Here is a 21,089-nt window from a genome sequence, read left to right on the forward strand (position 1 = left end):
ATGACAATGATTTACTTACCAGAGGCGATACGATCACGGATGTGTTGCGCACGCTCTGTTGATGGTGGGTGAGAGTCAAACATGGACTGGGTACGACCGCCATCCAGGCTGGCCAGTTTTTCAAAGCTACCGACCAGTCCCTGGGTGCTGATGCCACGTTTCTTCAGCAGATCAAAGGAGAAATCATCTGCTTCAGACTCTTTATCGCGGGAGTATTTAGCATTAATAGCGCCTTCTGCGATATCACCTAATTGTGAACGGGAAAGCTGGGAAGCAACACCGCTGGTGGCGGAAATCGCATCACGTGCGGCAACAATCGCATAAGAGGCTTTCATTTCAGCCAGCGAGTGTCCCAATGCGACGTGGCCCAGTTCATGGCCCAGAACCCCTTCAATTTCGTTGTCGTTCATCATGTCCATCAGGCCACTGTAGACACGAACACAGCCGTTCGCCATCGCCCATGCGTTGACGTCGCTGGTCATATAAACCTTATAGTTGACCGGCGTGCCGTTAATATTGTTACCCAATGCTTTAGCGATTTTTGCCAGACGTTTACCGTACTTGCTGGATTTACTTGCGACTTGATTGCCGCTGTCCATTTCGGCACAGCCCTGATTGGCAATCGCTTTTGCATCGGCATCGCTTAACGTTACAGCTTTATAGGCATTTAAACCGGAACTGATGGCCAGATCGGTATTAATACCATGCGTATTCTGACACCCCGTCAGCAATGCTGCAGAGGTCGCAATCGCCAGCAGTAATTTAGTATTCTTCATGTGAATCATCCGTTGATTAATCATATATAAATATTATGTATCAACAACTTACATTGACAGTTAACGCTACCATCAATAAAAATGGTTCACAATGTCCGAAAAAAAACGCCGACAATGTGTCGACGTTTTGATAAAGAAAGATTTGGCTATTTATTGCCCATCGTTTATTCAGGCAGCCTGGCTAATCCGCGCCAGTTGCTCGAAATAATCCGGAAATGTTTTGGCCGTACATTTTGGGTCAAGAATTGTCACCGGCGTATCTGACAAGGCCACCAGCGAGAAACACATCGCCATGCGGTGATCGTTATAAGTGGCTATCTCGGCAAAGTTCAGTTTTTCCGGCGGCGTAATGCGAATGAAATCATGTCCCTCTTCTACTTCCGCACCGACTTTACGCAACTCTGTTGCCATCGCAAACAGGCGATCCGTCTCTTTTACGCGCCAGTTATAAATATTGCGCAGCGTAGTGGTGCCTTTCGCAAAAAGCGCCGTTGTAGCAATGGTCATCGCCGCATCGGGAATATGGTTCATATCCATATCGATGGCGTTCAGTTCACCATGCGTGCAGGAAATATAATCATCGCCCCAGCAAATGGTCGCGCCCATTTTTTCCAGCACATCAGCAAAGCGAATATCACCCTGCATACTGTTGCGTCCAATGCCGGTCACTTTTACAGTGCCGCCTTTGATTGCTGCTGCTGCCAGGAAGTAAGAAGCTGAAGATGCATCGCCTTCGACCAAATAAGTACCCGGAGACTGATAAGACTGCCCGCCTTTTACGACAAATTGTTGATAGTGCTGATTTTCAATTTCAACACCAAACGTCTTCATCAGGTTGAGCGTGATGTCGATATAAGGTTTAGAAACCAGATCACCTTTAATACGAATAACCGTATCTTCCGACGCAAGCGGCGCGGTCATTAACAGTGCGGTGAGGAACTGGCTGGAAACGGAGCCATCGACTTCTACGTTGCCCCCCACAAACCCCCCCTGTAAACGCAGCGGTGGGTAATTCTCTTGTTCCAGGTAAGTAATTTTCGCCCCGCCCTGGAGCAGCGCATCCACCAGATGACCAATCGGGCGCTCTTTCATGCGAGGCTCACCCGTCAGGACAATATCATTGCTTCCCAGACAAAGTGCCGCCGCCAGCGGACGCATCGCTGTTCCCGCATTACCCAGGAACAACTCCAGCGCATTTTCCGCATGTAATGGACCGCCGTTACCGATGATTTCGCAGCGCGTACGATCGGCAGAAAGCGTATAGCTCACTCCCAATGCCTGCAACGCATTCAGCATATGACGAACATCATCGCTATCCAGCAGATTGGTTAATACTGTTTTGCCGTGTGCTAATGCCGCCAGCAATAAAGCGCGGTTAGAAACGCTCTTGGAACCAGGCAGATTAATAGTGCCATCGACACGGGCGATGGGGTGTAACGTCAGGGATTCCATGAACTCAACTCTCTACAACCGAAATAAAAACCCCACAGTCTGGCTGTGGGGATTAAGCAAATTTTAGACATTAGCCGTGACGACGTTCGAACTCAACCATGAAATCTGTCAAAGCTTTAACGCCTTCCAGCGGCATCGCGTTATAAATAGAAGCGCGCATTCCGCCGACTACACGGTGACCTTTCAGAGCATGAAGACCAGCGGCAAAAGACTCTTCGAGGAACAGCTTGTCAAGCGCACTATCTGCTAACTGGAACGGCACATTCATCCGCGAACGGTTAGCTTTCGCCACATCATTACGGTAGAAATCGCTGTTATCAATCACGCCATACAGCAGTTCTGCTTTTTGCTGATTGATATTATCCATTGCAGCCACACCACCGTTCGCTTTTAGCCATTTGAAGACCAGGCCAGATAAATACCAGGCAAATGTTGGCGGCGTATTAAACATGGAGTCGTTATCGTTGAGGATGGAATAATCCAGAATCGACGGGCAGGCGATATTTGCTTTACCCAGCAAATCTTCGCGAACAATAACGATCGTCAGGCCAGCCGGGCCGATATTTTTCTGCGCGCCAGCGTAAATCACGCCATAACGGCTGACATCAATCGGGCGGGAAAGAATCGTTGAAGAAAAGTCGGCAGCGACCACCACATCTTTGCCGAAGTCTGGCGTTTCGTCGATGGCGATACCGTCGATGGTTTCATTCGGGCAGTAATGCATATAAGCAGCATTATCTGAGAGTTGCCATTCACGCATTGGCTTAACCGCGCGCAGGCCATCAACAGTCACTTTGGCGTCAAACACATTTGGCGTGCAGTATTTTTTCGCTTCTTTGATGGCGCTTGCCGCCCAGTAGCCGGCATCAACATAATCTGCGGTGGTTTTATCACCAAGAATATTCAGAGGTACAGCAGCAAACTGACCGCGACCGCCGCCGTGACAGAATAATACTTTGTAATTGGAGGGGACGTTAAGAAGATCGCGAAAATCCTTCTCGGCTTCCTCTGCAACCTGAATGAATTCTTTGCCACGGTGGCTCACTTCCATCACCGACGTGCCAAGACCGTTCCAGTCGCGCAGTTCCTGTTGAGCCTGTTTAAGCACCTCTGCCGGTAGCATTGCCGGACCAGAACTAAAATTGAAGATTTGAGCCATTTCCCCTCACCACGTTGCGTTGCTATTAACCCCGGTCAATCGATTGCGACCGCAGGTAATATGTTATTCCTGTGGCTATCGGTTTTATCATTCAGTGACACGCATCGCAATGGGTAAAACCGTTGAGAGCAAAAATGCGGTACGCGTCAAACAATAGAAAATCTCGGATTATTGGAAAAAAACCGATATTTTTGCTGTCAGGTCACTCGTTTTGCCCGACTTGCCTTCGTCCATTCTGGATTTGCACAGCGCGGACATAATTGTTTTTCACCCGCCTTCATGTGAATGATTTCACTGCAACGGATGCAGGCATAGTCCGCCGACTCCGGCACCACTTTATAACGCTGGGTACAATCACTGGGTAAAATAAGTAACCCCGGCTTCACCTTGTCATCTTCAAAGAAATAGACGCTGATTTCACCGTTGGTTTCAAGAATAGCCAGGCGTACCTGTCCCAGTTGTTCTACACCACGCAGTCGCAGCTCCATAAAAAACTCAAATTCCGTCATGTTGGAGTTATTGAGTTTCGACCAGGCCAGTTCGCCATCTTCAATAATGACAACCGGCTTGCCCTCCAGCAGATCTTCTAGTTTCTCACTGTGCGCCATCAGCCACATCACAAGGCGGTATAACAACGCCAGGGTAATGAAGACGATAAGCACCGGGATCATCGGCACATCGTCGTAAAACGCCACATCCCCTGCTGCCGACCCCAGTGTCAGAATGATTAACACTTCAAACAGCGACATTTGCCGCACTCCACGCCTACCTGTCATTTTAAGAAACAGAAAGACCAGTACAAAGGTATAGAGACTGCGTAGAGCGACTTCGCCAAGAAAATCCAGCGGCACTTTATCGAATGCCATACGGTGGAGATCGAACGCCTTCATTTTTATGCTCTTATCGTAATTTATCCGCTAAAAGCATAGTCAACAGTTCACCGGCGTGGCGGCGGTGATAGCGCCTTTGAGATAAAACCCGTATTATTGCGCGCTTTCCGTACGACTAAAGTGATTTTCATGACACAAACATTTATCCCCGGCAAAGATGCCGCCCTGGAAGATTCCATCGCTCGCTTCCAGCAAAAACTCTCCGACCTCGGTTTTCAGATTGAAGAAGCTTCCTGGCTGAATCCGGTGCCTAACGTCTGGTCTGTACATATTCGCGACAAAGAGTGCGCGCTGTGTTTTACCAACGGTAAAGGCGCAACCAAAAAAGCGGCGCTGGCTTCTGCTCTGGGTGAATATTTCGAGCGTCTCTCAACCAACTACTTTTTTGCTGATTTCTGGCTGGGCGAAACTATCGCCAACGGTCCGTTCGTCCATTATCCCAACGAAAAATGGTTTCCACTAACCGAAAACGACGATGTGCCGGAAGGCCTGCTTGATGACCGTCTGCGCGCATTTTACGACCCGGAAAATGAATTGACCGGCAGTATGCTAATTGATCTGCAATCCGGTAATGACGATCGCGGTATATGTGGCCTGCCGTTTACGCGCCAGTCTGACAATCAGACCGTTTATATTCCGATGAATATTATCGGTAACCTGTACGTTTCCAATGGTATGTCCGCTGGCAATACCCGCAACGAGGCGCGCGTTCAGGGGTTGTCCGAAGTTTTCGAACGCTACGTGAAAAACCGCATTATTGCTGAAAGCATCAGCTTGCCGGAGATCCCGGCAGAGGTGCTTGCACGTTATCCGGCTGTAGTTGAAGCGATCGAAACACTGGAAGCGGAAGGTTTCCCAATCTTTGCTTATGACGGCTCGCTTGGCGGTCAGTATCCAGTGATCTGCGTCGTACTGTTCAACCCGACCAATGGCACTTGTTTTGCCTCCTTCGGCGCGCATCCTGATTTTGGCGTTGCACTGGAACGTACCGTGACCGAGCTGCTGCAGGGTCGTGGCCTGAAAGATCTGGATGTGTTTACTCCGCCGACCTTCGATGATGAAGAAGTCGCCGAACATACTAACCTCGAAACGCACTTTATCGATTCCAGCGGTTTGATCTCCTGGGATCTTTTCAAACAAGATGCCGATTATCCGTTTGTGGACTGGAATTTCTCTGGCACCACTGAAGAAGAGTTTGCCACGCTGATGGCTATCTTCAACAAAGAGGATAAAGAAGTTTATATTGCCGATTACGAGCATCTGGGCGTTTATGCTTGCCGCATTATCGTGCCGGGTATGTCCGATATTTATCCGGCGGAAGATCTGTGGCTGGCAAATAACAGTATGGGCAGCCATTTACGTGAAACGATTCTTTCGTTGCCAGGCAGTGAGTGGGAAAAAGAAGATTACCTGAACCTCATCGAGCAACTGGATGAAGAAGGTTTTGATGACTTTACCCGCGTGCGTGAGCTGTTAGGTCTGGCGACCGGGTCAGATAACGGTTGGTATACCCTGCGTATCGGTGAATTAAAAGCAATGCTGGCACTGGCTGGCGGCGATCTGGAACAAGCTCTGGTCTGGACTGAATGGACGATGGAATTTAACTCATCGGTGTTCAGTCCGGAACGCGCCAACTATTATCGCTGCCTGCAAACATTGTTATTACTGGCGCAGGAAGAAGATCGCCAGCCGCTGCAATATCTGAATGCCTTCGTTCGTATGTACGGCGCAGACGCGGTAGAAGCGGCCAGTGCGGCAATGAGTGGCGAAGCGGCGTTTTATGGCCTGCAACCGGTAGATAACGATCTACACGCGTTTGCTGCGCATCAGTCGCTGTTAAAAGCCTACGAAAAGCTGCAGCGTGCCAAAGCGGCATTCTGGGCAAAATAAAATCAAATAGCCTACGCAATGTAGGCTTAATGATTCGGCTGAGTTATATTACGGGGCGTTTTTTTAATGCCCCGCTTTACATATATTTGCATTAATAAAATAATTGTAATTATAAAGTTAAATATCGGTAATTTGTATTTAGTAAATACGATCGATATTGTTACTTTATTTGTCTGATGCTCCCTTTTAATTAACTGTTTTAGCGGAGGATGTGGAAAAAATTCAACTCATTTGTTAATTTTTAAAATTTATTTTTATTTGGATAATCAAATATTTACTCCGTATTTGCATAAAAACCATGCGAGTTACGGGCCTATAAGCCAGGCGAGATATGATCTATATCAATTTCTCATCTATAATGCTTTGTTAGTATCTCGTCGCCGACTTAATAAAGAGAGAGTTAGTGTGAAAGCTGACAACCCTTTTGATCTTTTACTTCCTGCAGCAATGGCCAAAGTGGCCGAAGAGGCAGGTGTCTATAAAGCAACGAAACATCCGCTTAAGACTTTCTATCTGGCGATTACCGCCGGTGTTTTCATCTCAATCGCATTCGTCTTCTATATCACAGCAACTACTGGCACAGGCACAATGCCCTTTGGCATGGCTAAACTGGTTGGCGGCATTTGCTTCTCTCTGGGGCTGATTCTTTGTGTTGTCTGCGGAGCCGATCTCTTTACTTCTACAGTGTTGATTGTTGTTGCCAAGGCGAGTGGGCGCATCACCTGGGGTCAGTTAGCGAAAAACTGGCTGAACGTCTATTTTGGCAACCTGGTCGGCGCGTTGTTATTTGTGCTTTTAATGTGGCTTTCCGGCGAGTATATGACCGCCAATGGTCAATGGGGACTTAACGTCCTACAAACCGCCGACCACAAAGTACACCATACTTTTATTGAGGCCGTCTGCCTCGGTATCCTGGCTAACCTGATGGTATGCCTGGCGGTATGGATGAGCTATTCTGGCCGCAGCCTGATGGACAAAGCGTTTATCATGGTGCTGCCGGTCGCGATGTTTGTTGCCAGCGGTTTTGAGCACAGTATCGCAAACATGTTTATGATCCCGATGGGTATTGTAATCCGCGACTTCGCATCTCCGGAATTCTGGATCGCTGTCGGTTCTGCACCGGAAAATTTTTCTCACCTGACCGTGATGAACTTCATCACTGATAACCTGATTCCGGTTACGATCGGTAATATTATCGGCGGTGGTTTGTTGGTTGGGTTGACATACTGGGTCATTTACCTGCGTGAAAACGACAACCATTAATGGTTGTCGAAGTACGCAGTAAATAAAAAATCCACTTAAGAAGGTAGGTGTTACATGTCCGAGCTTAATGAAAAGTTAGCCACAGCCTGGGAAGGTTTTACCAAAGGTGACTGGCAGAATGAAGTAAACGTCCGTGACTTCATTCAGAAAAACTACACTCCGTACGAGGGTGACGAGTCCTTCCTGGCTGGCGCTACTGAAGCGACCACCACCCTGTGGGACAAAGTAATGGAAGGCGTTAAACTGGAAAACCGCACTCACGCGCCAGTTGACTTTGACACCGCTGTTGCTTCCACCATCACTTCTCACGACGCTGGCTACATCAACAAGCAGCTTGAGAAAATCGTTGGTCTGCAGACTGAAGCTCCGCTGAAACGTGCTCTTATCCCGTTCGGTGGTATCAAAATGATCGAAGGTTCCTGCAAAGCGTACAACCGCGAACTGGATCCGATGATCAAAAAAATCTTCACTGAATACCGTAAAACTCACAACCAGGGCGTGTTCGACGTTTACACTCCGGACATCCTGCGTTGCCGTAAATCCGGTGTTCTGACCGGCCTGCCAGATGCTTATGGCCGTGGTCGTATCATCGGTGACTACCGTCGCGTTGCGCTGTACGGTATCGACTACCTGATGAAAGACAAACTGGCACAGTTCACCTCTCTGCAGGCTGATCTGGAAAACGGCGTAAACCTGGAACAGACCATCCGTCTGCGCGAAGAAATCGCTGAACAGCACCGCGCTCTGGGTCAGATGAAAGAAATGGCTGCTAAATACGGCTACGACATCTCTGGTCCGGCTACCAACGCTCAGGAAGCTATCCAGTGGACTTACTTCGGCTACCTGGCTGCTGTTAAGTCTCAGAACGGTGCTGCAATGTCCTTCGGTCGTACCTCCACCTTCCTGGATGTGTACATCGAACGTGACCTGAAAGCTGGCAAGATCACCGAACAAGAAGCGCAGGAAATGGTTGACCACCTGGTCATGAAACTGCGTATGGTTCGCTTCCTGCGTACTCCGGAGTACGATGAACTGTTCTCTGGCGACCCGATCTGGGCAACCGAATCTATCGGTGGTATGGGCCTCGACGGTCGTACCCTGGTTACCAAAAACAGCTTCCGTTTCCTGAACACCCTGTACACCATGGGTCCGTCTCCGGAACCGAACATGACCATTCTGTGGTCTGAAAAACTGCCGCTGAACTTCAAGAAATTCGCCGCTAAAGTGTCCATCGACACCTCTTCTCTGCAGTATGAGAACGATGACCTGATGCGTCCGGACTTCAACAACGATGACTACGCTATCGCTTGCTGCGTAAGCCCGATGATCGTTGGTAAACAAATGCAGTTCTTCGGTGCGCGTGCAAACCTGGCGAAAACCATGCTGTACGCAATCAACGGCGGCGTTGACGAAAAACTGAAAATGCAGGTTGGTCCGAAGTCTGAACCGATCAAAGGCGACGTCCTGAACTACGATGAAGTGATGGAGCGCATGGATCACTTCATGGACTGGCTGGCTAAACAGTACATCACTGCACTGAACATCATCCACTACATGCACGACAAGTACAGCTACGAAGCCTCTCTGATGGCGCTGCACGACCGTGACGTTATCCGCACCATGGCGTGTGGTATCGCTGGTCTGTCCGTTGCTGCTGACTCCCTGTCTGCAATCAAATATGCAAAAGTTAAACCGATTCGTGACGAAGACGGTCTGGCTATCGACTTCGAAATCGAAGGCGAATACCCGCAGTTTGGTAACAACGATCCGCGTGTAGATGACCTGGCTGTTGATCTGGTAGAACGTTTCATGAAGAAAATTCAGAAACTGCACACCTACCGTGACGCTATCCCGACTCAGTCTGTTCTGACCATCACTTCTAACGTTGTGTATGGTAAGAAAACGGGTAACACCCCAGACGGTCGTCGTGCTGGCGCGCCGTTCGGACCGGGTGCTAACCCGATGCACGGTCGTGACCAGAAAGGTGCTGTAGCTTCTCTGACTTCCGTTGCTAAACTGCCGTTCGCCTACGCTAAAGATGGTATCTCCTACACCTTCTCTATCGTTCCGAACGCACTGGGTAAAGACGACGAAGTTCGTAAGACCAACCTGGCAGGTCTGATGGATGGTTACTTCCACCACGAAGCGTCCATCGAAGGTGGTCAGCACCTGAACGTTAACGTGATGAACCGTGAAATGCTGCTCGACGCGATGGAAAACCCGGAAAAATATCCGCAGCTGACCATCCGCGTATCTGGCTACGCAGTACGTTTCAACTCGCTGACTAAAGAACAGCAGCAGGACGTTATTACTCGTACCTTCACTCAGTCTATGTAATTAGATTTGACTGAAATCGTACAGTAAAAAGCGTACAATAAAGGCTCCACGAAAGTGGGGCCTTTTTTAGCAAGAGAGCCTTTTTTGTCAGCTATCTATACTTTAAGGTAACTGCCAAAACAGACTCGACGTAGCCTTCGAGCTGCGCACCAACACGGCCTCAGATGGGCCACATCTGGAGAAACACCGCAATGTCAGTTATTGGTCGCATTCACTCCTTTGAATCCTGTGGAACCGTAGACGGCCCGGGTATTCGCTTTATCACCTTTTTCCAGGGCTGCCTGATGCGCTGCCTGTATTGTCATAACCGCGACACCTGGGATACGCATGGCGGTAAAGAAGTTACCGTTGAAGATTTAATGAAGGAAGTGGTGACCTATCGCCACTTTATGAACGCTTCCGGCGGCGGCGTTACCGCATCCGGTGGTGAAGCAATCCTGCAAGCCGAGTTCGTTCGCGACTGGTTCCGCGCCTGCAAAAAAGAAGGCATTCATACCTGTCTCGACACTAACGGTTTTGTTCGTCGTTACGATCCAGTAATTGATGAACTGCTGGAAGTGACCGACCTGGTAATGCTTGATCTCAAACAGATGAACGACGAAATCCACCAGAATCTGGTGGGCGTTTCCAACCATCGTACACTCGAGTTTGCTAAATATCTGGCGAACAAAAATGTGAAAGTCTGGATACGTTATGTCGTAGTACCTGGCTGGTCTGACGATGACGATTCAGCTCATCGCCTCGGTGAATTTACTCGCGATATGGGTAACGTCGAAAAAATCGAGCTCCTCCCCTACCATGAGTTAGGCAAACATAAGTGGGTGGCGATGGGCGAAGAGTACAAACTCGACGGTGTGAAACCACCGAAAAAAGAAACCATGGAGCGCGTAAAAGGGATTCTTGAGCAATATGGTCATAAGGTGATGTTCTAAAACATCATATTTCGACCTGGGCCCCTTCCTTTAGTAGTAATGAGTAAATCAGCGTTAAGAACATGCTCGACGCTGATTTACTGGATTTAATTTCCGAGTTTTAACCTTCTGATTCTACCTCATTACCAGTCGGCGTAAGGTATCAGCGGCTGCGGCGGTAAATCCATGTCGCCCTGCCATCCGGCGGCGGAATACCGCACGTAGAGCAGGAAATGGCTTGGCGCATAATCTTTCGCCTGCTGGATATCGATTGCCGTGCCGACAAACCAGTTGGACGTGACCCGACGCTCAAGTAACGCCCGCGCCGTGTAGCCAAAGCCCTGACTGCTGCCGCCGTCGTTGGTCTGGCTGGCGGCATCCTCTTTCCAGTCCGTCGGGATCAGGTTCATCAGCGGATAACGCGGCATGGTTTTGGTGCGCGAATGCGACCACGAGCCAGACGCACCCAGCTCCCACGACCAGTTTTCCGTCCGCTCACGCCACATCACCGGTATGGCAAACGACAGGTATTCCTGCGGGCTGTAGTAACCGCCCTGACCAAGTGAGTACCCACTCAGGTCTTTGTCGTAATGCCAGATCATATTGTTCAGACCGATTGTGACGCGGCGATTGTTCTGGTTGATGACCTTATAGTAATAGCCCGTCATCCAGCGCACACGCCAGTTATCTTCGACATTTTTACCTGTTAACTGGTCGCCACTAAGCGATGCCCAGACACCGTTTGCTTCACCTTTATCGTAGCTCAGACTTAGCCCCACGCCGTCGGCACGCACGCCGCCCCATTTTTTCCCGGTATTGCCCGGAGAGTCTTTTTGCCCGCCAAAGGCCAGCAAAGAACTGGAGATAGGCCGACGGTGGGCGTTAACGGTGTAACCAAGCGGCCCGATATCATCGCTGTAACTGATGCCGCCGACCACATCCACCACGTTGAAGCCCATCGGCGTGGTACCGATATCCCAGCTCCAGACGTCATTTCGCCAGCCGACCGCCACGCTGGCACCGGAGTCCGACTGGCTGCGGTTGCCACTACAGTCCTGTAATGTACAGGTGCCCCAGTTGTTATCCCATTTACCCTCGGCGTCGGCGGAAAAACTGCCGACATTGATATTGACGAAATCACTGCGAAAGAACATCCGTCCGTCGGAATACGGTGCATCCACCTGCAACATGGTGGTGTGCGCTTTCAGGTCGGAATAGCCACCGGTGCCGCTCGATCCCCAGTAGTCGTGCACCAGGGTGACGTTAAGATCCTGCTGGCGATAGAGATCCGCCGCATCGCTGCGCACGCCGCGCTTCAGCCAGTTGTCCTTCTCATCGTTACGGGTCAGACGGGTAAAGGTGTCGTTATCCTGCGGACGCGTCGTGGTCACACCGGATGCGACCATCGCGTCTTTGTAGGTTTCCAGCGCCTGCTCCGGATCGCCCGCCTGCGCTTCAAACCCTGCACCATCACGCAGTACCATCGCACTTTCCATCGACGGCGGCTGAGATTTTGCCTGCGGGATCAGCTTGTTAAACGTCTGCTGCGCCGCTGCGGTATCGCCAAGCTGCGCCTGTACCAGCGCCACGCGCCGCTGTGTATTCAGTGAGGTATTATCGGTGGCGGGCAGTTTCGCCAGCTGGCTGCGTGCCGCCACTTTGTCACCGGCGGCGATATCCACTTCCGTCAGGCCAAGAATGGCATCAACGTTAGCTGGCTCCCGCGTCAGGACATTCTGATACGCCGCGCGGGCGGCGGTGTCATCACGTCGCTGCTGTGCCCAGTCGGCCAGGGTGAGGTCAATGCGCGTGGACGGTGGCTGTTGGCGCAGCATCGCTTCCGCTTCTGCCTCTTTGCCGCTTTCACGCAGGCGGCTGGCAGTTTCCAGTACCTGATCGCTTTGCAGGCGGTTTGCCAGTTCCTGAATATTGCTGTTCCACTGCGCGCGCGGCAGGCTGTTGATATGCGCCAGCGCGGCTCTGTCCTGGTCGTGACCGGAAAGATACAGTCCGTAAGCGTAAACCTGCTCCGGGTCGTTCGGCTTCTGTTGCGCCAGATTGCGCATTAACGTATCGGCCTGGCTGCGTTGTCCGGCCTGCCAGAGATCCTGCGAAAGCCGGTAAGTAATCCACACACTGCCGGGATCGAGCGCCAGTCGCTGGCGCTGAAGTGCTGCCGCCTGCGCCCATTTGCCCTGGTTTTCCAGTGCCTCTGCCTGCTGTGATAAACGCGTGTTTTGCAGGCTGCGTTCGATGTCATCAACGCTGCGCCGCTGGCTGGCAGAGAGCGAGGCGATAAATGCTTCGGCTTTTTCCGGCGACTGCTGGCGATAAAGATTCGCCAGCCCGCGCACGGCGTTAGTGTTGCCGCTGTCCATGCGCAGCGTCTGCTGGTAATAGCGTTCAGCGGCGGGATAATCTTTGCGCGCCATCGCCACATCGCCCAGCCCCAGCACCGCATAGCTGTCGGCGTTATCGACATTGCGCGCCTGCTGGAACAGGCGTTCTGCCCGGTCGGGATTATTGGCTTTCAGTGCAGCATCGCCCTGCTGGATCGCCAGACAGTAGCGATTCACCTTCAGCAGACTGTTCCATTTGTCGTTGTTGCTGCTGTGCGGATCCAGCGCGAGGGCTTTTTCCAGATTCACCACCGCATTAGCGCGATCGCCATTCTGGGAATACGCCTGCCCCAGCGCCCCAAATATGGCACCAGAGTCAGGATTATCAATATTAAGTATTTTCAACTGACGAATCGCTTCGTTGCGACGGGAGGCAATTTGCGTCATTGCCCCCCAGTATTCCAGCGCCATTTCGATATCTGGCGGTGCCCCGTTAAATAGCTTGTCGTAACTGTCGATAGCCTCTTTATGTCGCCCGGAGATAGCTTGTAAGCGTGCCATTTGCAGTGCCTGACGCCCCTCAGACGAAGAAAGTCGCATGGCCGTGCGCGATGCTTTATATATTTTTGAATCAGGAGCGAGCAGGGAAAGTCTGGCAAGTTGTTTTTGCGCGCCTTCAATATCCCCCTTACGCAGCAGATAGCGAAAACGCGCCGCAACGACATCTGGATTATCAGGTTCCGCCAATTCAAGACGATAAAGCGACTGTTCGACCAGATCTTCACGATGAATGTCTTCGCCTAACCGAATCTGCGCCATTAACAGCTTGTGTGCAGTTGGTGTGGCTTTCGCCATCGACATTACCGCCAAACCAAGGGATATTGTGAGTAAATTTAGGGTGAATTTGTACATGCCTGCCTCAATCAGGTGTTAACTCACTTTTTATTAAAAACAGAACGGGCGCAGCTCCCTGCCTGTATAAAGTCAGGACAGAATGGAGCCGCAAAATAGAAATGATGATGAATTACTGTTGATGAGGGTTCAGACGACGGCGACTAATGTTACGTAACAGACTCCATACTACCCACGCCAATAGCACCACACTGAGAGTTGCCAGCACTGCCAGTAGAATGGGGTGTCTGGCTAACACATATTGCACTCGTTCAATCCAGGGGAGATGCCCAACGTAATAAGTATCTCCAACCTGTAAACTATTGACGCCAGATTCGCGAATAACCGCGACTGAACCAAAAATATTGCCGCGTTTTGTACTATTAATTAACGCATTGTTGAGTAGCGTATCGCCGCGTGATCCCTCGGACATTAAAGCAATTACGCTACGTTGGGCATGATATGGGGACTGAAAACCAACTATCGCCGCCATTGGCAATGGGGAATTTATAGTTGTTTGTATTTCAGGTTTTTGATCGTTTTTATCTGCCATAATTTTTGCGTAATCAGTGTTCCGCATTGGGCTTTTTACCCAACTCGTTGTTGCCTCAATGAGCAGATTAATTTGCTGATTGTCTGCAAATTCTTGCGGAAGTGTTCCTATAAGCAGAATATCTGAATCCTTACCCTGGACAGAACCTATATCATCAGTAATTGTCAGATTAATTGCCGGAAATCCAGTTTGAGCACCAATCAGTCCAAGGGTATTTAATAATGTTTCAACTTGCGTTGTACCAGGATTTTCAGGCATAACCACAACCGTTTCTGATAGATCGGCCATGCGGCTAAATGGAAAGCCTGAGCTGGCAAAAGCGCGTAAATCTGGCATTGCGATAAAGTGATGGTACTTTGAAAAATCGATAGTGGAATCATCTGCAATAACCGCATGATTTTTTAGAGGCCTGGAAATAATACAGCTATCAGCATCAGAACGCGGCATTGTATTAATGTACTCAAAATTAAATCGCAATTGATTAAGCGCCCCTAACGTCAGCGCAGGAATGGTAATTTCATTATTACCATCCAACAATTCTTGCAATAACGGTAAACGTAACAACAATCTATCGGTAGCAGATTGCGGACTTAGCCGGAAAGATTCAAGGTACTGGTTATTAAGGCTGACATCCATGCGTGAACCACCTATCGTTGGCGTGGTATAGCGATAGTTAATCTTCATATCAACCCCACGATTACGCAATAGAAAAAGATCAGGTGGCAAATTAAATGAAACATTAATTGCCGCAGACTCCAGGCCACTTGCCTGTAACTGCCCTTCATAATTTTTAAGCTCTGCGAAAGTTACAGGACGGTCAGTGCGTACCCAGTTTGGCGCATCATAAGGTTTACGCGGCAGTAACGGCGTCACTTCATTTACGATCACACTATCGCCGCGAAAAAGTATATTTCCCTGTGCAAGGCCTTTTGCCGCCTGTAATAAATCTTTGTCATCGCGGCCCAAAAGTACCAGCAATTTGATAAAAGGATTTTGTGGATGACTGATCATTTTAATAACAGGCGCATTCACCAACGGATGCTCGCGCAGAAAGTCCGGGCGTCTATTGTTAGTGGCAAAGACCACTGCATTACTTTCCGGTAACTGGTTATAGAAAACCGGAAATCGGTGACCACGCCAGCCAGATTGCGCACCAAACCACGAAGCGACAATAGCTGATGCCTGCTGCAAACCAGTCTCAGGAGTACCTGCAAAAACCATCGGCAATGTATTAGTGCGGTTATCTCGCGGGTCAAAAAACGGTACAGGAAAATATGAAAGATCATTTTTCAGATTAAGTCTCTGAAATACCAGTTCAAGTTCACTGGTACGTCCAATATCAAGCCACAAATTGCTGCTGGTCGGGTTTTCACAGGCGCTCTGGTAGTGACTAATTAATTCGAGGCGCAAGCGATTAAAATCAGAAAAATACAATGGGTTAAGAGTTATTTCCGCCAGCGTTTTCTTCCCCAGTTGTTCTTTGGTAATCGGCAATACCCCCATCAACTCGTCATTAAGATAGACCTTAAGCTGTGACTGGACAGGGATCAGCGACGGTGATGGAGTGTATTCAAGTTTTAGTTTTGCTTCTGATACTATTTCATCGCTACGCATACCAAACTCAATTTGCCCCTGTGGGTTAACGCCATTCAGGACTATGTTTCCTGGAGCTGGTGCGATTTGTGTAAATGGGAGTTTAAAATGGCGAGACGACTCTTTCGCATAAGCAGAGATATTTGTCTTCTGGATAGATGGTAATACTTCTCCAGAGGAAGACTTACTGATTACTGTATCTATAGCCGATGCTGTATTTGCCTGGTAAAAACATAATAACCCCAAACCAATTATCGCAGCACTTAATCTCAAAAATTTTCTTTCCATTTTAAAAAATTCAACAACCATAATAAACACAAACAATATATTTAATTAGCAGTCAGAAATTAGAACTAACTTTTGGAACTGCTTTTCAGCGTCCGCAGAATATAAAAAACCATATTGCAATAACCTTTCAGAGAGATGAAACATATTTCAAAAAAACTCTTTAGAATATTGTCCCGTCTAATTTTATCATTCCACTCTTGCCATAATGAATCACGAGAAAACGTTGCCCTTACATAATTAACACTTTGTTCATAACTCATTGGCATAATCTTCAGACCAATTTTATTATTGTAAGCATGAACTATTTCTACCGGAATATCACATTTCCCGTTGCTATCATCCAGATAAAGAGACAATTGCTGTGCTTTAAGCATATCTTTTACGTCGGAGATATTATCAAGGATTACACCTAATCCTCCTTCGGAAAAATCAAGAACAGAACAAGGATAGCGCCGTCCATCATCCAGTTGTATAACGCCCTTGAAAGAAACATCAATACGGGGAGAAAAACGCACCTGCTTTTGTTCAATAGAAACAGCCAAAGTTGCGCCAATAATAATTGCATTATAAAACAACCAGATTAAACAAAACAAATTCAAGATGGCAATATGCCCTTGCAAACTATAAACATTAATAACACCTATTATCAGCCCGATTACATTTAAAATAGCAAAAATAAGATAGGGATAGGAAATTCGCCAGTCAACAAACTTATTTTTTATCAGTCCCCCTTTGGCCGTAACGTTAAAACGACCTTTTGCTGGCGCAAGTAAAGCTACAAGCGTTGGTAGCGTAATATACCAGGCCAGAACCATTTCATAAATCTCATTCCAGAATGAATGTCTGTATTTACCTTGTACTCTTGAATTAGTTAAAATAATAACAAATAGATAAGGTAAAACATAAGACATAATATCTGCAACTGATGCATCGATCAGATTGACCGAAAAGAAAATAGGACATAACGGTGCGAACAAGAAAATCAGGCGTGGCACACCTGATAAAAAATGCATCATGCTGCTGAGATAGCAAAGGCGCTGTGATAATGTCAGCCCCTTGCCCAATAATGGATTGTCAATACGCAAGATTTGAATCATGCCTCGAGCCCACCGAATCCGTTGTCCAATATGAGCAGACAATGTTTCGGTGGCTAGCCCGGCAGCCAGAGGATAGCGAAGATACGCAGAGCTATAACCTGCACGATGCAAGCGTAACGACGTATGCGCATCTTCTGTTACTGTTTCGACTGCAATGCCTCCAACCTCATCCAGAGCAGATCTACGGATGATTGCACATGAACCACAAAAAAATGAAGCATTCCATGTATCCGTACCATTCTGGATTAATCCATAAAAAAGGTGTCCTTCATTTGGCTTTTGCCGGAACTGTCCCAAATTTCGCTCAAAAGGATCGGGGGAAAAAAAATGATGTGGTGTTTGCAACATAGATAATTTTTTATCGGCGATAAACCAGCCCATCGTTTTCTTTAAAAAAGAAACTGAGGGTATATGATCGCAATCGAAAATAGCAACAAATTCGCCATTAGCTATTTTAAGCGCATTATTTATATTTCCGGCCTTAGCATGTTCATGTGTTTCTCTTGCGACATAGTAAATTCCTGACTCGTTCGCGAATTTCCTGAACTCGTCCCTGGCTCCATCATCAAGGAGCCAGATATTTAGTTTATCCGTTGGCCAGTCTAAGGCCAACGCACCATAAACTGTATTCTTCACGACTGTAAAGGGTTCGTTATATGTGGGGATTAATATATCAACAACGGGCCATTCTTCTTTATTCTCTGGTAAGGGTATACTTTCTCGGTTCAGCGGGAAGCAAACCTGAAAGTAACCAAGTAATAAAACAAACCATGCATACGTCTCAGCAACTAATAGCGTGACTGAAAATAAACAGTCTGGAAATTCATCCAGGATTACTGAAGAAGAGTAACGCCACCATAGATATCGGGATGATATGAGTATTCCAACACCCATTAGAATCAGAGTAATCATCCTTCCTTTGAGAAAATTAAGGAAGATAGCAGCGATACAAATAATAATTGAAAATAATGTTTGTTGATAAAATCCAAGGGGCTGTTCAACAATTGATAAAAAAACAAAACATAGCAGTATAGCAACAACCAAAAGGATTTTGTTTAATATTACTTTATTTTTTATGAGCATTGCACTTAACGATTCATTAATAATATAACTTGAACTGTGTGATTTTTGTAAACATCGATGACCAATGCCATGCAAATTAAAATATCAACACCACGTTATCTGTGCTCGGCCATTTTGCTTACTTTTATATAACCGTTCATCTGCCAGCAATTTCAAACGTTCAATGTTATTCATGCACTCATCTGTGCTGGCAACACCTATACTGCAACTACAATTTAACCCACCAATGGCGAAATGAACAACTCTGTGCAAAATTCTTGATAGCTTATTTTTATCTTTCTCATAATAAATAATAGCAAACTCATCACCGCCAAACCGGTATATTTCCCCTTCACGACGGGGTAACTCTTCTTTAATGATATTAACAAGTTTGATGAGTACTTCATCACCAAATAAATGACCAAACTTATCATTAATGGTTTTAAATTTATCCACATCAAATAGACACAGGTAGCCAAAACTTTTTCTCAGTATCTTGATTTCTTTATCAAAACTCCGGCGACCAGAAGCCCTGGTTAATGCATCACAAGTGCCAAAGTCATATATCTCTCGAATTGCATTAATCTCTTCCGTATTAAAGAATAGATTTTCTCCACGTAAATCATATTGATGATTCGACAATATAGATTCTTTTTCCAATCTACCCTTATTTATAATATCACGCAATAATTTAACATAATAAACATACATTATGACTGCAGATATTGCCGATGCGAAAACGAAAAACGCACATATATATAGATATTTACTTTTTTTATAGGCAACAATAAACATCATTTCTGGAAGATAAGAATACGACAGAGTGATAGCTGACATCTCAAATACTGCATCATTTATCAAAAAATCATCACCTGCGATTTTCTTTTCATTATCATTAATATCATAAAATGATACATAGATATCTTCTCGTTCCCCTGATTGATTTCTTATCAAAGATAAATAACGTTCAGGATCTACCACTGATATCAAACTTGTACGTTTTGCAATGGGATGAGCATAATAAACATAGCACTTATTTTTTAAGCTAATAATGCCTCTTTCAAATTCATTAATTACCCGAATAGAGGAAACTATGTCGTCACAAAAATTATCCCCTTTCGTTGTAACTTTGATACATTTACCATCGCTAATCATATAAGGACCGAGATCATACAAATATCCAGGGTTTTCATAGCCAGCAAAGCTATTGCGTATTTTTTTTAACAACTCTTCTGGCGAAACCTCAAGTTCATAAAATATATGATTAGATACTGAGCGGCGATACTCAGAAACATTAGCTATTGCAAGCCCACTATCTACAATAGATACCTTCACCGAATTAATGCGGCCTTTAACATAAATGGTGTATAAATAACAAGTTACTACAGCGACGCACAAAAAATACAAAAAACAGATCACTGCCGCCTTTTTTTTATATTTGAACATTGCTTTATTTTCTTTTTTTCGGTTTGTTGTCTATATGCCATTCTGAAAACGGTAACGGTTTCTGGTATAAGTATCCCTGAACATGAGAAAATCCTAATTTTTGTAACTCTCTAGCCTGATTTTCAGTTTCAACACCTTCAGCTATTACCGGCATATTTTCTTCACGAGCAAGACTGGATATAAAATATACAACTTTGTTAGTTTCATCGAAAATACCAGAGGTAAACTCTGAATCAATTTTAATGCTATCAGGTCTTACTTTATAAAGTTTTTTCAGGTCAGCTAATCCACTTCCGAAATCATCAAGGGAAATCTTGATACCATTTTCTTTTAAAATATTTATATTATTGTAAAAGCTATCATTTATATCTTTTACTGCTGATTCGGTGATCTCCAGGCAGATTTGTTCAGCATTTACACCAAATGCATTAATTAAAGTAAGAACACGAGTGTGGAAGTCAAATTCATTTAATTGCCAGGGAGAAACATTGATATGCAGGAGAAAATCGTTAGCAACCTCATATTCACAACTAAACACCCCAAATTCGCTAATAGCTGTTTCGAGAACAAAATCACCCAGTTCTTTAATTAATCCTATTTCTTCAGCAACAGGTACAAAAATTGATGGCGGTATTACCCCATTTTCGCAGGACAACCAGCGACATAACGCCTCCGCGCCTACAACCCTATTATTATCCATATCAACAATCGGTTGATATACTAAATAAAGCTCATTACTCGCAATCGCTTTTTTTATATTTCCTGCCACCCAGACCTTTTGATCAAGTTCATGGACTTTGATGTCATCATAAAAAATAAATTCAGATTCTTTATTTTCCCGCATAGCTGTTAATGCCAGTTTCAGTTTCCTTTCATAAATCGATACATTTTCCCCTGAAAAATTTTCGCAAATGGCAATCTTGTGGATATATATATTTCTTATGCAAAATATATGTTCAGGAAAGTTTAAAACCGATAATTTTTCGATGAACTCTTCGCAATCAGTGTGACATAGCAACAAGTATGTTTCAGTTGAGATTTTTACGATATCACAATATTTTGAATATTTTTGTGATATCTTAGATTTTATATCATTAAAAATCTCATGAAATTTCTGACTTCCATATACCGCTTCAACAAAC

Annotated in this window: 13 protein-coding genes; 4 read left to right on the forward strand and 9 right to left on the reverse strand. The window is 46.4% G+C overall.

The features are described 5' to 3' along the window. Nucleotides 1-11: 11 nt before the first annotated feature. The 4 genes from ycaL to A7098_RS21940 form a co-directional block, all read right to left on the reverse strand. Nucleotides 12-776, reverse strand: coding sequence for a metallopeptidase YcaL (gene ycaL, locus A7098_RS21925; RefSeq protein WP_010344473.1), 765 nt, complete (start codon nt 774-776; stop codon nt 12-14). A gap of 168 nt (nt 777-944) precedes the next feature. Then, entirely contained in the window at nt 945-2,228 is a 1,284-nt protein-coding gene (gene aroA, locus A7098_RS21930) for a 3-phosphoshikimate 1-carboxyvinyltransferase (RefSeq protein WP_085460584.1), read from the reverse strand. A gap of 70 nt (nt 2,229-2,298) precedes the next feature. After that, complete coding sequence (gene serC, locus A7098_RS21935; RefSeq protein WP_000057144.1) at nt 2,299-3,387, reverse strand: 3-phosphoserine/phosphohydroxythreonine transaminase; 1,089 nt, start codon at nt 3,385-3,387, stop codon at nt 2,299-2,301. 197 nt (nt 3,388-3,584) lie between these two features. Then, entirely contained in the window at nt 3,585-4,277 is a 693-nt protein-coding gene (locus tag A7098_RS21940) for a DUF421 domain-containing protein (RefSeq protein WP_000642857.1), read from the reverse strand. Between the two features lie 129 nt (nt 4,278-4,406). On the opposite strand from A7098_RS21940, the gene ycaO reads away from it, so the two are divergent. The 4 genes from ycaO to pflA all read left to right on the forward strand — a co-directional run bounded on the left by ycaO (nt 4,407) and on the right by pflA (nt 10,699). After that, nucleotides 4,407-6,167, forward strand: coding sequence for a 30S ribosomal protein S12 methylthiotransferase accessory factor YcaO (gene ycaO / locus A7098_RS21945; protein ID WP_105281410.1), 1,761 nt, complete (start codon nt 4,407-4,409; stop codon nt 6,165-6,167). A gap of 405 nt (nt 6,168-6,572) precedes the next feature. Continuing rightward, nucleotides 6,573-7,430 (forward strand): formate transporter FocA, encoded by an 858-nt coding sequence (focA, locus tag A7098_RS21950; protein ID WP_105281411.1) that lies wholly within the window; start codon nt 6,573-6,575, stop codon nt 7,428-7,430. Between the two features lie 54 nt (nt 7,431-7,484). After that, nucleotides 7,485-9,767, forward strand: coding sequence for a formate C-acetyltransferase (pflB, locus tag A7098_RS21955; RefSeq protein ID WP_001292822.1), 2,283 nt, complete (start codon nt 7,485-7,487; stop codon nt 9,765-9,767). Nucleotides 9,768-9,958: 191 nt separating this feature from the next. Further along, the gene (pflA, locus tag A7098_RS21960; protein WP_000111043.1) at nt 9,959-10,699 is read left to right on the forward strand and encodes a pyruvate formate lyase 1-activating protein; all 741 of its coding nucleotides are present in this window, start codon (nt 9,959-9,961) and stop codon (nt 10,697-10,699) included. A gap of 122 nt (nt 10,700-10,821) precedes the next feature. On the opposite strand, the gene bcsC is transcribed toward pflA, so the two are convergent. The 5 genes from bcsC to A7098_RS21985 form a co-directional block, all read right to left on the reverse strand. Further along, nucleotides 10,822-13,929 carry a cellulose synthase complex outer membrane protein BcsC gene (gene bcsC, locus A7098_RS21965; RefSeq protein WP_105281412.1) on the reverse strand — a complete coding sequence of 1,036 codons (3,108 nt, stop codon included), beginning with the start codon at nt 13,927-13,929 and terminating at the stop codon, nt 10,822-10,824. Nucleotides 13,930-14,041: 112 nt separating this feature from the next. Beyond that, a complete protein-coding gene (bcsB, locus tag A7098_RS21970; protein WP_105281413.1) occupies nt 14,042-16,363 on the reverse strand; it encodes a cellulose biosynthesis cyclic di-GMP-binding regulatory protein BcsB in 2,322 nt (773 codons plus the stop codon). Nucleotides 16,364-16,407: 44 nt separating this feature from the next. Beyond that, nucleotides 16,408-18,522 carry a UDP-forming cellulose synthase catalytic subunit gene (gene bcsA, locus A7098_RS21975; RefSeq protein WP_105281414.1) on the reverse strand — a complete coding sequence of 705 codons (2,115 nt, stop codon included), beginning with the start codon at nt 18,520-18,522 and terminating at the stop codon, nt 16,408-16,410. A gap of 84 nt (nt 18,523-18,606) precedes the next feature. After that, complete coding sequence (locus A7098_RS21980; protein ID WP_105281415.1) at nt 18,607-19,947, reverse strand: GGDEF domain-containing protein; 1,341 nt, start codon at nt 19,945-19,947, stop codon at nt 18,607-18,609. A gap of 4 nt (nt 19,948-19,951) precedes the next feature. Next, on the reverse strand, nt 19,952-21,089 hold a 1,138-nt coding region (locus A7098_RS21985), incomplete at its 5' end, for an EAL domain-containing protein (RefSeq protein WP_157943562.1).

Source organism: Escherichia sp. MOD1-EC7011, assembly GCF_002965005.1.
Lineage (GTDB): Bacteria > Pseudomonadota > Gammaproteobacteria > Enterobacterales > Enterobacteriaceae > Escherichia > Escherichia ruysiae.

Bases quoted from the DNA above. Each gene is read 5' to 3' on its own strand.
- ycaL (WP_010344473.1), bottom strand. From the start codon at position 776: ATGAAGAATACTAAATTACTGCTGGCGATTGCGACCTCTGCAGCATTG.
- aroA (WP_085460584.1), bottom strand. From the start codon at position 2,228: ATGGAATCCCTGACGTTACACCCCATCGCCCGTGTCGATGGCACTATT.
- serC (WP_000057144.1), bottom strand. From the start codon at position 3,387: ATGGCTCAAATCTTCAATTTTAGTTCTGGTCCGGCAATGCTACCGGCA.
- A7098_RS21940 (WP_000642857.1), bottom strand. From the start codon at position 4,277: ATGAAGGCGTTCGATCTCCACCGTATGGCATTCGATAAAGTGCCGCTG.
- ycaO (WP_105281410.1), top strand. From the start codon at position 4,407: ATGACACAAACATTTATCCCCGGCAAAGATGCCGCCCTGGAAGATTCC.
- pflB (WP_001292822.1), top strand. From the start codon at position 7,485: ATGTCCGAGCTTAATGAAAAGTTAGCCACAGCCTGGGAAGGTTTTACC.
- pflA (WP_000111043.1), top strand. From the start codon at position 9,959: ATGTCAGTTATTGGTCGCATTCACTCCTTTGAATCCTGTGGAACCGTA.
- bcsC (WP_105281412.1), bottom strand. From the start codon at position 13,929: ATGTACAAATTCACCCTAAATTTACTCACAATATCCCTTGGTTTGGCG.
- bcsB (WP_105281413.1), bottom strand. From the start codon at position 16,363: ATGGTTGTTGAATTTTTTAAAATGGAAAGAAAATTTTTGAGATTAAGT.
- bcsA (WP_105281414.1), bottom strand. From the start codon at position 18,522: ATGCTCATAAAAAATAAAGTAATATTAAACAAAATCCTTTTGGTTGTT.
- A7098_RS21980 (WP_105281415.1), bottom strand. From the start codon at position 19,947: ATGTTCAAATATAAAAAAAAGGCGGCAGTGATCTGTTTTTTGTATTTT.